The organism is Roseibium sp. R5, from assembly GCF_055755305.1.
Map to the genome: position 1 here is coordinate 5157236 of NZ_CM146910.1, position 14815 is coordinate 5172050.

The following is a 14815-nucleotide window of genomic DNA, read 5'->3' on the forward strand; positions in this document are numbered from 1 at the left end:
CCTACCGGGCCGCCATGAGGCGCGCCATGTCGATCATCCGGCAGGAAAAGCCCCATTCATTGTCGTACCAGCCGAAAATGCGGACCTGACGGTCCCCAACGGCAAGCGTTTCCGGCAGAGCAACAACCAGAGACTCCGGCCGGGCACGCATATCGGTCGAGACGACGTGATCGTTTGTAAAACCGACGATTGAACTGCTGTCAAAGATCTCCTGGAGCTGCGCGTTGAAGTCATCTTCAGGCGGCTCTTTCAACGTCAGCGTAACGTCTATTGCCGAGACACTGATCGAGGGAACTCGTACGGCAGCCCCGCTGACTTTGCCGTCCAGCTGCGGCAGAACAACGCCCAAGAGCTTGGTCGCACTGGTGGTCGTCGGAACCATGGACACACCGCCTGCTCGGCTGCGCTCCAGCGGCCCACGCGGTGCATCCACCATCGGCTGACTGCCGGTGTAACAGTGGACCGTCGTCATGTGGCCGGTTTCGATGCCGATCGCATCATCAATTCCGCGCAAGAGCGGAGCCAGGGCGTTTGTTGTGCAAGACCCATTGGACACAATCGTGTGTCTGCCGAGCTGATCTTTGTTTGCCCCGAGCACCAGGGTCACATCTGCAGCAGCAGACGGTCCGGAGATCAGCACATTGCTGGCGCCGGCCTTGAGGCCCCGGGACGCAACATCTCTGGTATCAGCCCGCCCGGTGCATTCCATAACCACATCCACACCTGACAGGTCGAACCCGGAAATGTCCGGAGCACACGTGAACGGGATCTCACGCCCGTCCACGATCAGGCTGTTGTCCGTGCGCTCAACGGATCCCGGATAAGGACCAAAGACGCTGTCGTACTTGAAGAGGTACGCGCAAGTCTCGAGCGCGGCGATGTCATTGATCTGCATCACATCAATGGAGTGACCAGCTGGCAACCGCAGTATTTGGCGCAAGACAGTCCGGCCAATACGGCCGAACCCGTTGATGACGATCCGCATGTTACATGTCCGCTATGATGAAGAGCAGCCGGAACACCCGGCAAGACCGGGCTTTCACGGCCCGGCAGGTGAAGCTGGACCGCAGTCATATTGTTATCAATCCATGGCTGCCTGTCTCGAAAAACATTGTCCTTAGAGACAATTATGGGAAAGAGCAGGGTACTGCCTTACCTCGTCCCATTCCGTCTGGTGCAGCTGTTTAGAGCGCCATGTGCCGATTGACGTCCTTGTAGAGAAGGTATCGGAATGGCCCCGGGCCACCGGCATAACAGGCTTGAGGACAAAAGGCCCGGAGCCACATGTAGTCACCGGCCTCCACTTCCACCCAATCCTGATTGAGCCGGTAAACCGCCTTGCCTTCGAGCACATAAAGCCCGTGCTCCATCACATGGGTTTCGGCAAAGGGAATAACCGCCCCCGGCTGGAAGGTGACGATGTTGACATGCATGTCGTGCCGCAAGTCTTTCGGATCGACGAAGCGGGTCGTTGCCCACTTGCCGTCCGTTCCCGGCATCTCTATTGGCGCGACATCGTCTTCATGGCTCACAAAGACCTCAGGGAAATCCAGACCGTCGACAGCTTCATAGGATTTGCGTACCCAGTGAAAGCGCACTGGATTGGTGCTTTCATTCTTGAAGGTCCAATCCGTCTCGGGCGGCAGGAAGGCATAACTTCCGGCGTGCAAGTCATGGCGCGTTCCCTCGACAGTCAGAACGGCCTCGCCCTCCACAACAAACAAAACACCTTCAGCATCGGGGTCTGTTTCCGGGCGCTCTGACCCGCCACCGGGTGAGACTTCCATGATGTACTGCGAAAAGGTCTCGGCAAACCCGGACAATGGGCGGGACAGGACCCAAAGACGCGTCTCGTCCCAAAATGGCAGGTAACTGGTTACGATATCGCGCATGGTCCGGCGCGGAATGACGGCATAGGCGTCTGTAAAGACGGCCCTGTCAGTCAAGAGTGTTTCCTGCCCTGGATGTCCGCCTGTGGGCGCGTAGTACGACTTCGGCACTGCCATTCTTCCCTTAATTTCAGTTGCAAACGGAAATATGGCCTTCAAACGCTCCATAGGCCAGAGGGGAAAGAGATCAGCAGTTTTCGATTTTTCAAGAAAATGGGATGATTACGCTTTGCAACAAAGATAATGCTTATTTTAGTTCCGCTTCGGGCGCCGTTTTCCAATCGGTCAAAGAGGTTCGTTGACGCGATACACCATGTTCCGTCTTGTTCCAGCGGTAAGGTGCTGAGGCCAATTCCCAGACGGCTCTGTAAAAAGCGAGACCCGCAAACATCCAGTAGATCAAGACGCCCGGTGCGTCGAGCAACCGGATGCCATGCCCGCGCCTGCGGGCACCTGTCCACAAAGCAAACAAAGCGCCCGCATAGCCAGCGGCCGCACCTGATACAAACATCACGGTCAGCACAATATTGCCGAAGAAATAAGTGTGGTCGTAATACCCAAGGAGAGAGCCGGTCAGAAGAACCAAGAAAACCGGATGTAGTGCGATCAAGAGAAAAGTGCCGAGGAACAATGCCGCCAAAACGGCTGTTCTGACCGCTCCCAGATCGCTCAGTAGCCGTCTCGGTGATCGGGCATGAACGAAAATTGTCTGCAGCCACCCTTTGTGCCAGCGGGCGCGCTGGGCGAGCCAAGCCCTCAAGGTAACCGGCGCTTCTTCCAATGTCTGACACGGCAAGACACCGAGCCGGAACCCAAGCCGTTCGAGCCGGACGCCGAGATCAGCGTCTTCAGTCACGTTGTACCGGTCCCACCCACCAACAGCATGCAATGCACTGATGCGGAAGTGGTTGGAGGTCCCCCCCAGTGGAAACGGCCAACGATGCCTGAACAACCACGGCAACAACTGGTCAAACAGGCAGGCATATTCAAGCGCGAACTGGCGGGAGATGAAGGTCTCGTTGGCGTTGTCGACAAGCAATCGCGCTTGCAGGCAAGCGAGTTCGGCCGGTCCTCGAGCAAACAGGAAAGCCGCCTTCTTCAGCTGGTCAGGGTCTGGCCGGTCCTCCGCATCGAAGACAGTCACATAAGTTCCGGTGGCCGCTGCCAGACCGTAGTCCAACGCGCGTGGTTTCGTCCGGGGTGTCCCGTCCGGCACCACCAAGGCTTCGATGTGAGGTGGCAGATCTTCAGGAAGGGCTGCAGCGGTTTCAAGGTCGTCCGTTTCCATCAGGAGAAGGATCTGAAGCCGGTCACGCGGATAGTTCAGTGCGTTCAGGGCCCGTAGCAGATCCGGAACAACACCTGCTTCCCTATAGAGCGGAACAAGAACCGTATATCTCGGCCAAATGATCAGCCCGGAGCTCAAGGGTTCCGGCAAATGGTAGACCAAGTCTTCCTCTTGAGAAGACTGTGCGCAAACAAAGCGGATGATCCCGGCTCCCAAACAGGACAGCGAAACGACGCCGGTTACAACAAACAGCAAAGCCCCGGAGATCATCTGGCTGACACCCAGCACAAAGACAGCGAGAAAACACAGGATCAAAAGGACCGCCGGCAACCGGATATGCCGCGCCGAATAGGACGGAAACCGGATTTCCAATTCTCCGGCCGGTGAATTGGATACATGGGACGCATATTCGATTGCGGCCGGGGTCGTAATCCGGATTTGTTTGGCTAGCACCGGATGGCGTTCCAAATGGCGGCGGACCGCGAGAAACTGTCCGGGCTCCGGAGCGATCGCATAAAGCGCCTGGTTCCGGTAAAGCGATAGAAGGGTCGGGCCGAACTCCGCCTCCCCTATGGCCAATGGCCGGTCATTCAAGGTGCGCAACCGAAATCCGTTTTCGGGCAAAAACGGTAGATTGCAGAGTTCTGCAAAGGCGCTGTAAAGACACTCCGTAGTGACAATGGCGTGGCGAAGCAGATATTCTTCGAACGGGACGCCATGAACTTGGGCCGCGTCATGAGCCGCTGTTAAAACCGATCGGGGAACGCCACGTGACAACAGGATTTCAAGAACACCCGGCAGACTGTCCTGCATTTCCGTTCCCCCCGCATACTCGATACACGCACTTCTGCCGTAGGGGATCGTCAATAAACGAATCTGAGTTGCTGCCCCCCGGCAAACGGGTATTTGGTGTTACTTTCTTATATTTAGTTGCATTACTATTAACTATAATCGCTATGGTTGCAACTTCTGATTTAGCTCGGGCAGATCAACCGGAAATCATCGTTCCAAATTTCTGGGATCACAAAGCTGTTTTCGACCGGCCGAACAACATCCCGGACACAATCCAGTTTCTTGCAACGGACAACTTCCCGCCCTTTGTGTTCCGCGATCCGCAAGGCCGCTTGACAGGGTTTAACATCGACTTGTCCCGTGCCCTATGCCAGGAGCTCGCAATCTCCTGTGCGTTGAAAATAAAGGACTTTGAGGTCTTGATCCCGGCCTTGGAGGAGGAAGAGGGAGACGCAATCATCTCAGGCCTTTCCCGGTATGCACCGCAGGCCCGCGATCTGACATTCACCGACGATTACATGAAACTGCCGGCCCGTGTGATCGTTTCAAATTCAGCGGATAACGACTTCGGCGATGCTCCCGAACCCGGCCAAACAGTCGCGGTCCAAGCCGGAACCCGTTACGAAGCCTTTGCCCGCAAGTTCTGGCCCAGCGCCGACATACTGAACTTCCCGTCCACTGCAGAAGCGAGAGAAGCCGTGAAGAATGGGACGGCAGATGCTCATTTTGGTGACGGTCTCAGTCTCTCGTTTTGGCTGCGCAGCCCGGCCGCAGAAAACTGCTGCCACTTTGCCGGTGGTCCGTGGTTGGAGCCGGGTTACTTTGGGGAGGGTATGGCGATTGCTACGCGGAGCGGTGATACCGAGCGGGCCGCAGCATTGAACTATGCCCTAAGGCAGCTGCACCAAAAGGGCGTCTACCAGGAACTGTATCTGCGTTACTTCCCACTCAGTTTCTACTGATTTTCAGGTGCCTCGGGACGCCGTCCGGACCTTAGAAACGGAATAGCCAGACTGAACGGCAAACTGTGCGCTTTCGGTGTGAGTTCGGGTCCAAGGCCGAGCTCCATGCCATCGTGCCCCCGCTCAGGCTGCGGCACATAGGTTCCGAAAATCCGATCCCATACGGAAAGATTGAAGCCGTAGTTCGAGTCCGTTTCGCGGCGCTCAACCGAATGATGTACCCGGTGCATGTCCGGTGTCACGATCAACACTCTCAGGATCCGGTCAAGCCATTCCGGGAGCGAGGCATTGGCATGATTGAAGAGCGCTGCGCCATTCAACACGATTTCAAAAACCAGCACCGCTTCCACCGGTCCGCCGAGCGCGACTATAACCGCACCTTTCCAGACAAACGAGAGAAGGATCTCAATCGGATGAAACCGAAGGGCGGTCGAAACATCGACCTCAGCATCTGCGTGGTGCATCCGGTGAATGCGCCAGAACAGCGGCACCTTGTGAGACGCCCAATGTTGAAACCAGACCGCAAGATCCAGAATAACGAAGGTCAGCAACCAGGCCGCAACGCCCGACCAGCCGAGCCAGCCGAACAGGCCCCAGCCGTTATCGAAGGCCAGCATCGCCAAACCAACACCACCAATTGGAAAGATGAACCGAACCAACGCTGCATCAAGAACGACGAGCGCCCAATTGGTCGGCCAACGTTTGCTCCGCCCTAGTGGTTGCTCCCGCTTCGGCAATGCAAATTCAACAGCCGCCATCAGGCCAAATATTCCCGCAAAACAGGCCAGCCGGATTGTGTTCGTATCCAGACTTTCCAGTAATTCAGCCGTCTCCACCTGCACCTCACATCCCTGACTTGCTTTCCTTGCCGAGCATATGTAGTGCACGGACACGATTTCCAGCAATTCACATTCGCGCGGCACAGCAGACAAAACCATGACTGATTTTCTTTGGACCCGGCCGGACACAGACCCCTTGGCAACACTACTCCTGGCACATGGGGCCGGCGCACCGATGGATTCCACGTTCATGGAGAAGCTTGCAGGTGCGCTCGCCGAAAACAGAATTGCGAGTGCACGGTTCGAATTTGCTTACATGGCTGGCCGCAGAACTGGCGGCCCCAAAAAACCGCCACCGAAGGCCGACAAGCTGACCGGTGAGTTCCAAACTGCCCTGCAGACGCTGATGAGTGAAGCAGAAGGCCCGCTTTTTGTGGGCGGGAAATCCATGGGCGGCCGGGTGGCTGCCATGTTGTCCGGCGGCGGCTCGCTGCCCTCCCGGGTTAAGGGTGTCTGCTGCTTCGGTTATCCGTTCCATCCCACAGGCAAGCCGGATGCCGATTGGCGGCTTTCCCCTCTTCAGGACGCCAAGCGCCCGGTACTAATTCTGCAGGGAGATCGCGATCCCTTTGGCAATCAGGCGGAAATTGATGCCATCACTCTGCCCGATGCTGTCGCGCTCAGGTATTTGGAAGACGGCAACCACGACTTTGGTCCGCGCGGCAAATCGCCCGCAACGCTCGATGGCAACATCCACGCTGCCGCTCAAGCCGTTGCAGAATTCGCAGCCGGGAATTGACACTACTCGGCTGGGGTCAATCCACGTCCGGTCCCAGCAGATGGTGGCACAGGTCTCTGGCGCAGCTGAATAAGACCGGCGATATCGTCGCCAATCTTCAGGAGAGCCGGCACCAGCACCAAAACCAGCGCTGTTGCGGTCGCCAAGCCGAACACGATCGTGATGGCCATGGGTAGCAGGAACTGCGCCTGCAGGCTGGTCTCAAACATCAGCGGCAACAACCCGCCGATGGTGGTCATTGAGGTCAACAACACGGCCCGAAGACGATCGCAGCTTGAACTGATTGCAGCTGAATCCAGGTCTTCGCCACTCTTGCGCCGTTCCTCGAAACGGGCGACCAAAATGATCGAGTTGTTGACCAGGATCCCGGCAAGTCCGAGCAAACCGATCATGCTGAGAATGGTGAGTTTGAAGCCCATCAGGTAGTGGCCGACAATTGCGCCGACGATGCCAAACGGAATGATCGACATGACAACGAGCGGCCGGGAATAACTGCCGAAAATCGCAGCAAGGATGATGTAGATCCCTGCGATTGCCATGAGCACACCGGTCAGGAGCTCGGAGAACGCATTCGCCTGCTCCTCTGCCCTACCCGCAAAAGAATACTCCAGACCGTAGGTTCTTGCGAGATTGGGCAGGAAGGTTTCCTGAAGCTCGGCAATGATCTGGTTGTTCGACGTCACCGTGCTGTCGATGTCGGCGACCACGGAGACAACCGTCTTGCCATCCCGGCGCAGGATTACCGAAAAGCCTTGCGCATCGGTTAGGTTGACCACTTCTGTGAGCGGTACGAATTCACCGCCCGGTGTTCGCAAGGACAGCTGCCGCAAGGCGGCCGTACCCTCCACATCGATCTGCTGGCGAACCCGAACGGTCACCTCTTCATCGCCTTCAGCAAACCTCCGGGCGATGTTGCCCTCAAACGCATTGCGGATCTGCCGGGCTGCGCTTTCCACCGTGAACCCGAGCGCCCGTCCGCGTGGCGTCAGCTCGACCAGCAGCTCCGGCTTGCCATAGGGCAAATCATCCTCAACGCCGCTGGTGCCCGGGAACGCAGACAGTTCCTGCTGCAGCTCCCGTGCTGCCGCCTTCAAATCCTGAAGCGATGCGCCGGTCAGACGGATATCCAGATCCCGCCCTGGAGGACCGCCGCGCCGTTCGGCGATCGCAACGCGGGAGATGCCCGGAATCTCCGGAACAGCTGCCCGCCACGCATTCACAATGGCCGGCGTCCGGACAGTCCGCTCCTCGGACCGGCTGAGTTGCACCGTGATGTTTGCGACATTGTCCCCACGGTTGTTGCCCGCAACACCAAGCGTTGCGTAGGTCGCAACGACAAGGCTCAAACCAGCGCCGCCGCTGAGCTCCGCTTCCGCTTCTTTTAGGGCGTCCTCAATTTTGATTATCCCGGCGATTGCCTGATCTTCCGGGATGCCAGCATGGAAAAAGATAGAGGCAGTCAGGTTTTCCGCTTCTGGCGAGGGAAAGAATGTGAAGCCAACCCGACCACCACGGACAAGCCCCACAGCCAGCACCATGGCGGCCACAGCAACCGCGAAGGTCACATACCGCCAGTTCACCGCGACCTTCACAAAGGCATGGAAGGGATAATCGCGGACCCAGTTGAAGCCAGCGTCAAACCCGCGGCGGAACCAGCTTGGCTGGCCGCTGCGGCGGGACCCGGCCCGTGATCGGCGCATGACACTCAGAAAAGCTTCAAATCCGACTGCAAGTGTAAAACAGACCGCGACAACAATCGCCTCGAACGGAACCAAACCGACGGTATTCTTGAGGGCGCGCAAGGGATCATCGATCACATCCAGGAATGGGGGAACCGACGTGTCCGGCTGGTTGACAAGCGCGCTCAGGAACAGCGCCGGCGCACCCGCAAGAAGAACGACGCGCCACCAGTTCCAGCGCGGCCGGCTGCCGAGGGCATGCGACAGGTGGCCCGGAAGGATCATGAAACATTCGATCAAGGATGCGATGACAACAGCGACCACAACGACGGGCAGCGTTCCCATGATTTGACCGAGCACATCACTGATCAGGAGGATCGGCACAAAGGCCGCAATGGTCGTAAGGCTTGCGGCAAAGATCGGCGCCAGCATCGTGGTTGCCCCGTTGACAGCCGCATCTTCAGGACTGTCACCCATGGCTTGCCGGGTCGCGGTATGCTCGCCGACCACAATCGCATCATCAACAATCACGCCGAGCATCATGATAAGGGCGAACATGGAGATCATGTTGATGCTCTCGCCCATCAGCCACATGATCCCGAGCGTTGCCATCATGGCGACCGGAATGCCGGCTGCCACCCAAAGTGCGATCCGTGCGTTAAGGAACAAGAACAAAATCCCAACCACGAGCACGAGACCAGTGAGCCCGTTTTCGACAAGCAGGTTGATGCGGCCCTTCACGGCATCGGCGCGGACATCGTATTTCAGGATTTCGAGTGACTGCGGCAGCTGAGGCGTGATTTCTGCCAAATAGTCATCGACGATCTGCGCTGCCTTCAATGTGTCGGTGGTCTCGGCTCGAAGAATGTCGAGCTCAATTGCGCGCGCGCCTTGAGAAAAACCCTGGTTTTCGCTTTCGTCAAAATCCCGGACGACCGTGCCGATATCCTCAACCTTGGTCTTTTCGCCCGATGCAAAGGACTTCACCTCAACGCGGCCAACAGCCTCCGGAGACCGGTCCTCAGACAAGGCCCTGATCTGCCGTTCGACACCTCCGTCGAGATTGCCAGCAGGCAAATCAACTGTGTTTCCGGCAATCTGGGTAGCCACATCCGAGACGGTCAGATCCAGCCGGCGAAGTTCGCGTTCCGGTATTTCAACGAGATACTCCGGCGACCGGTAACCCTTGAGCTCAACCTTGTCGATGCCACGGGCGAGCAGGTCATCGCGCATCTGCCGCGCAAAGACTTTCAGCGCCTGCTCCGGGAACGGACCACGCAGGGCAAGCGTTGCCACTCCGTCTGTAAAGTTTGCCGCCGATACGACGGGCGTTTCGGAATCCACGGGAAGCGTAGTAACGGCAGAGACGGCCTGTTCAACGTCCGACAATGCCTTTTGCATGTCGGTGCCTTCAAAGAACTCCATCCGCACCGAGGCGCTGCCTTCGCGGCCGTAGGATGTCAATTCCTTCATGCCATCGATGAACCGGAGTTCGGGCTCGATGACCTCAAGAATGTTGGACGAAACGTCCTCCGCACTGGCTCCCGGCCAGGCAACCGATACGGAGATGCTGTCGATCTTGACGGTTGGAAAGAACTGCGTGTTCAGCTTGGCAAGGCCGTATGCGCCAAAAAGCACCATGATTGCCATGATTAGGTTGGCTGCATTCGGGTGCCGGACAAGAACTTCCATGATGCCGCGAGGTTCCATAGAGCGTGCCATGTCGTCCCCCTTTACTGCGCGACCGCAGCAGATTGATCTGCAGGTTCAGCAGCTTGGTTCGCGGCCGGTTGCTCAGCGTTCACATCGCTGACCAGCAATCCTTCGCCAGCTTCCGGGATCCGCGTCACCAACAAGGTTTCACCGGAGTTCAAATCGCCGCGCACAAGGATGAAGCCGTCGTCAATCGCAAGTGCATTCACTGACCTGGCCTGAAGGCGATTGTCTTCAACGACATAGACAGTCCCCTGGCCATAATAGGCTGTTTCCGGGATGCGAAAGCTGTTGGCGTAGGTTCTGTCCGGAACCGCCACTTCGACGAAGGCACCCGGCCGCAGCGGAACAGCCGCTCCAGACGCATCAATGCGCGCTATCAGATCAACGCCGCCCCGGTCACTTGCGACATCCGCTCCAATTCGCGTGACTGTGGCCGCATAAGTGACAGGCTGATCCCCGAGGTTCCAAATTACGTCGACAGGGCGCCCGACAACCGTACCGCTGTCTTCGAGCAAGCGGCCGTACTGGTTGTCCGACAGGGTCAGCCGGACTTCGAATTCGCTGCTGTCGTAGAGGGATACGATTGCATCATTTACGCTGATAAGACGTCCTGGCTCTGCTGCCGAAGAGCGCACGATCGCATCGAATGGTGCGGTAAGGACAGTGTTCTCCAACTGGCGCTGAGCGTTTTCAAGGCGCCATTCCAGGCGCTCGACAGTCGCCTTTTGCTGAACGACTTTTGCCTCTTCCAAAGCCAACGTGTTTTCTGACCGTTCAACGCTTTGCTGGCGTTGGGACACGATCAGCTTACGGTCGTCAACCGTTCGCTCTGTTGCCGCACCGCGTCCTAGAAGCTCCTCTGCCCGCTCCAGATCACGTTGGGCAAACTCCAGCTGTTCTCCGGCACGAATCAGATTGGCCTTTTCAAGCGCAACACGGCCCTCGTTTTCCACCATTGCGGCTTGCGCTTCAGCAAGGTTGGCACGGGCTTCAGTCACGGCCCCTTCATAGTCGAAACGATCAATCACAACCAGGGTATCGCCGCGCTCGACTTTGCCGCCTGCCTTCAAGTCTGGATGAACTTCGACAATCTCGCCGCCGACCAGCGCCCGCAAATCGACCTCCCGACCAGCCTGGGTCTGGCCGTAAACGGAGATCAAGGGCGCATAATCGCCTTGTTGAACGGTGGTTGTTTCAACCGCGTAGCTTTTTTCCTGAACGGGCCGTTTCGGCACGTCCGGGCGGGTTGCAATGAGCTGGTTCATGCCCTTGAAGGCACCAAAGAGAATGGCAAACGCCAAAGCCGTTTGAAGCAGCGCTTTCAGCACCAGCTTTGTGCGCTCCATCGGTGTCCGCGTCCGGCCTGCGGGCGGAAGGACTTCAGGACTTGGCGGCTTGCCGGTTTCCGGGTCAACGGACTGCAACATACTCAAGCTTTCTCACAGGTGCGAATGCGACGGCTCTAAACTATACGCGAACAGTGGGCATAAGATTACTTTGCACCGCAAAAAATCAAGGTTTTCAGCGCAGAAACGCGCCCTTGAGGCCGGAATTCGTGTATCCAAATGTATCAGCGGATACAGTCTGCAGGCCAGATGTCCCCGGCCTGCAGTGTGTTCTCAGCGGTCAAATTCGTAAGTGGTGCTGCAGAATTCGCACGTCACGACGATTTTGCCATCAACTGTGACTTCTTCCACTTCGTCTGCGCTAAAGTTTGCCAAAACATTGGCAACTTTGTCGCGCGAGCAACGGCACTTGTCGGCAATCGGCTGGGCATCGAAAAGCCGGACGCCGCGCTCATGAAATAACCGGTAGAGCAGCGTTTCGACGCTGACTTCAGGGTCGGTCAGCTCCACATCCTGGACCGTATCGACAAGTGCCTTGGCCTCGACCCAGGCATCATCTTCGTCAATTTCGTGACGAACGGTTCCCGCCGGCGCATCACCCGGATCAATGTCCGCCGGACGCATCCGTTCCGGCGCTTCAGGCAGGAACTGGATGAGCAAGCCACCGCCTGTCCAGGATTTGACCGGCGCATCTCCGTCCTGCCGGGTGTAGAGTTCACCGACAGCCAAACGGACTTCGGTCGGGATCTGCTCAGATCGCTCGAAGTACCGGCGCGCGACTTCTTCCAATGAGATACCATTCAGCTCGACCAAGCCCTGGTAGCGCTGCATGTGCTTGCCCTGATCGATGGTCATCGCCAGATGACCATGCCCGAGCAGCGCCTCTGGTGTCGCAGCACCGGCATCGATCAACCCGGCAACACGTTCTGCGTCGAACGTTGCGCAAGCACGGATTGCGTCCGGCGTTTCAAAATCGACGACCAGCATTGACACCGGACCCTGCGTCTGGGTCTGGAGTGTAAACCGCCCGTCGAACTTCAGAGAGGTTCCGAGCAGGCTTGTCAGGACAATGGCTTCCGCCAGAAGCCGGGATACCGGCTCCGGATAATCATGGCGTCCAAGAATTTTCTCAAGGATGGGGCCAAGCGCAACACTGCGCCCGCGGACATCCAGTCCTTCCACGGCAAAGGGCCGGACAGCGTCCAGCCCTGCGGGCTTGATGCCCAGTTCTTCCAAATTTAATGCCACTTTGGCTACGCCTCAAGCTGCGCCGAAACACCAGGCCAAAATGCCCTTTTGAGCATGGAGCCGGTTTTCGGCTTCGTCAAACACGACAGAGTTGGGACCGTCCATGACCTCGTTGGTGACTTCCTCGCCGCGGTGTGCCGGAAGGCAATGCATAAACAGTGCATCACCATTTGCCTCCGCCATCAGACGCTCATTTACCTGATAGGCGCTCAGCAGATTGTGACGGCTTTCGGCATCATCGTCGCCCATCGACACCCAGCAATCGGTGACGACACAGTCGGTCCCTTTGACAGCCTCATATGGGTCGTCGGTAACCAGAATGGAACCACCCTTGGCACGGGCGGTCTCAATCAGATCCTGCGGTGGGGCCAGTTCGGCTGGTGTCGCGATGCGCAGTTCGAAATCCAGGCGCGGTGCGGCGTGAACCCAGGACGCCAGAACATTGTTGCTGTCGCCGGTCCAGGCAATGCTGCGCCCGGAGATGCCGCCGCGATGCTCTTCGAAAGTCATGATGTCTGCCATGATCTGGCACGGATGCGAGATCTTTGTCAGGCCATTGATCACCGGAATGGTCGCGTTTTCAGCCAGTTCATTGAGGGCTTCGTGGTCCAGGATCCGGATCATGACGCCGTCGACGAACCGGGACAGCACCTTCGCCGTGTCTGCGATGGTCTCGCCTCGGCCCAGCTGCATCTCCGCACCGGTCAGCATCAACGTCTCGCCGCCGAGTTCGCGCATCCCAACGTCAAAGGAAATGCGGGTCCGTGTCGATGGCTGTTCGAAAATCATGGCCAGAACTTTGCCGGCCAGCGGCCCCTCACCCCGGCGAACGCCGTTGCGGGTTGCCTTGATCTTCTTTCCTGTTTCCAGAATAGCGCGCAGATCATCGCCCTCGAATTGGGTCAGATCCAGGAAGTTTTTGTACGCTCCGTTGGCGGTCATTCGGCCGCTCCTTCCAACAACTTTCTCTCAACGGCAACTGCGGCCTTCTCCAGCCGATCAACCGCATCGGAAATCTCTTCTTCCGAGATGGTCAGTGGCGGCAGGATCCGGACGACGTTGTCACCGGCCGGGACCGCAAGAATGCCCGCTTCGCGCGCGGCGGCGACATAGTCTCCCACCGGCGCGGTGCACTTGATGCCGAGCATCAGACCATTGCCCCGTACAGCCTCAAACACCTTCGGGTGGCTATCGACCAGCCCGGAAAGCTTTTGCTTGAAGGAGAGGCCCTTCTTTTGAACCTCTTCCAGAAAACCATCAGCAAGGATGACGTCCAAAACCGCATTACCAACAGCCATAGCGAGCGGATTGCCACCGAAGGTCGTGCCGTGGGTTCCAGGTGCCAGCGCGGACGCAACTTCTTCGGTCGCAAGGCAAGCGCCCATCGGGAACCCGCTGCCTATGCCCTTGGCGACGGCCATCAGATCCGGATCAACGCCAGTCCACTGATGCGCGAACATTTTTCCGGTCCGGCCGACACCCGTCTGGATTTCGTCAAAGATCAGCAGGGCTCCGGTTTCATCACAAAGCTTGCGCAGAGCGCGCAGGAATTCGTAGTCGACTTCCCGAATGCCGCCCTCGCCTTGGATGGGTTCGATCGCGATCGCTGCGGTTTGCGGACCGACCATGGCTTTCAAGGCCTCCAAGTCCCCGCTGGGCACCTGATCGAAGCCCGGGGCCTTAGGTCCGAAACCTTCGAGGTATTTTGCCTGGCCACCTGCTGCAATCGTGCCGAGTGTCCGACCATGGAAAGCACCTTCGAAGGTCACGATCTGATACCGGTCCGGCTCATTGCGGTCATAGTGATAACGCCGGGCACACTTGATCGCCGCTTCCATTGCTTCGGCGCCGGAATTCACGAACAAAACCTTGTCTGCAAATGTTGCATCGGTGAGGCGCTGCGCAAGCCGCGCGCCATCCGGCATCTGATGCAAATTGGAAATATGCCACAGCTTGGCCGCCTGATCCTGAAGGGCCTGGACCAGATGCGGATGAGCATGTCCGAGCGAATTTACCGCGATCCCGGACCCGCAATCGAGAAATCGTCGGCCGTCACTCGTAACAAGCCAGACACCTTCCCCGTGATCGAATGACAGGTTCGATCTTGCGTAGTTTCCAAAAAGCGCGGACGCGGACATACCTCTTTAGTCTCCTTTGGCCGCCGGAAGCGCCACTGGTATCGGACCGTCGGAACTCCGGGGCATCGCCTTAAATTACAGGCCAAAAACGCAATGTGCCGCCAAAGCGGCGGCACGTTGCAAGATCCTTATACACTGCCGAGGTCCCCGCCTGTCAATGGAAATGGCCATTGCCGGGG

11 protein-coding genes are annotated in these 14815 nt (G+C 57.8%); 2 read left to right on the plus strand and 9 right to left on the minus strand.

Annotated elements, in window-relative coordinates:
* Window position 1 precedes the first annotated feature (1 nt).
* The 3 genes from AC0J4F_RS24115 to AC0J4F_RS24125 form a co-directional block, all read right to left on the minus strand.
* On the minus strand, window positions 2-985 hold the full coding sequence (locus AC0J4F_RS24115; protein ID WP_473025008.1) for a type I glyceraldehyde-3-phosphate dehydrogenase: 984 nt from the start codon (window positions 983-985) through the stop codon (window positions 2-4).
* Between the two features lie 199 nt (window positions 986-1184).
* Window positions 1185-2006: a bifunctional allantoicase/(S)-ureidoglycine aminohydrolase gene (locus AC0J4F_RS24120; protein WP_473025009.1), complete on the minus strand. Its 822-nt coding sequence runs from the start codon at window positions 2004-2006 to the stop codon at window positions 1185-1187.
* A gap of 130 nt (window positions 2007-2136) precedes the next feature.
* Entirely contained in the window at window positions 2137-3990 is a 1854-nt protein-coding gene (locus AC0J4F_RS24125) for a glycosyltransferase family 2 protein (RefSeq protein WP_473025010.1), read from the minus strand.
* Between the two features lie 143 nt (window positions 3991-4133).
* On the opposite strand from AC0J4F_RS24125, the gene AC0J4F_RS24130 reads away from it, so the two are divergent.
* Complete coding sequence (locus AC0J4F_RS24130; protein WP_473025011.1) at window positions 4134-4931, plus strand: transporter substrate-binding domain-containing protein; 798 nt, start codon at window positions 4134-4136, stop codon at window positions 4929-4931.
* Here AC0J4F_RS24130 and AC0J4F_RS24135 read toward each other — a convergent pair.
* Window positions 4925-5689 (minus strand): sterol desaturase family protein, encoded by a 765-nt coding sequence (locus AC0J4F_RS24135; protein ID WP_473026465.1) that lies wholly within the window; start codon window positions 5687-5689, stop codon window positions 4925-4927. The two genes, AC0J4F_RS24130 and AC0J4F_RS24135, sit on opposite strands and share 7 nt — an antisense overlap.
* A 178-nt stretch (window positions 5690-5867) precedes the next feature.
* On the opposite strand from AC0J4F_RS24135, the gene AC0J4F_RS24140 reads away from it, so the two are divergent.
* Complete coding sequence (locus tag AC0J4F_RS24140) at window positions 5868-6509, plus strand: alpha/beta family hydrolase (protein ID WP_473025012.1); 642 nt, start codon at window positions 5868-5870, stop codon at window positions 6507-6509.
* Window positions 6510-6511: 2 nt separating this feature from the next.
* Here the strand turns inward: AC0J4F_RS24140 and AC0J4F_RS24145 are convergent, their stop codons facing one another.
* From AC0J4F_RS24145 to AC0J4F_RS24165, 5 genes are all read right to left on the minus strand, one after another.
* Entirely contained in the window at window positions 6512-9910 is a 3399-nt protein-coding gene (locus tag AC0J4F_RS24145; protein ID WP_473025013.1) for an efflux RND transporter permease subunit, read from the minus strand.
* 11 nt (window positions 9911-9921) lie between these two features.
* A complete protein-coding gene (locus tag AC0J4F_RS24150) occupies window positions 9922-11331 on the minus strand; it encodes an efflux RND transporter periplasmic adaptor subunit (RefSeq protein WP_473025014.1) in 1410 nt (469 codons plus the stop codon).
* Window positions 11332-11523: 192 nt separating this feature from the next.
* Window positions 11524-12498, minus strand: a complete 975-nt coding sequence (locus AC0J4F_RS24155; RefSeq protein ID WP_473025015.1) for an Hsp33 family molecular chaperone — start codon at window positions 12496-12498, stop codon at window positions 11524-11526.
* 12 nt (window positions 12499-12510) lie between these two features.
* Window positions 12511-13440, minus strand: a complete 930-nt coding sequence (gene argF / locus AC0J4F_RS24160) for an ornithine carbamoyltransferase (protein WP_209172869.1) — start codon at window positions 13438-13440, stop codon at window positions 12511-12513.
* Entirely contained in the window at window positions 13437-14636 is a 1200-nt protein-coding gene (locus AC0J4F_RS24165) for an acetylornithine transaminase (protein ID WP_473025016.1), read from the minus strand. The genes argF and AC0J4F_RS24165 overlap by 4 nt, the downstream gene beginning before the upstream one ends.
* Window positions 14637-14815 lie beyond the last annotated feature (179 nt).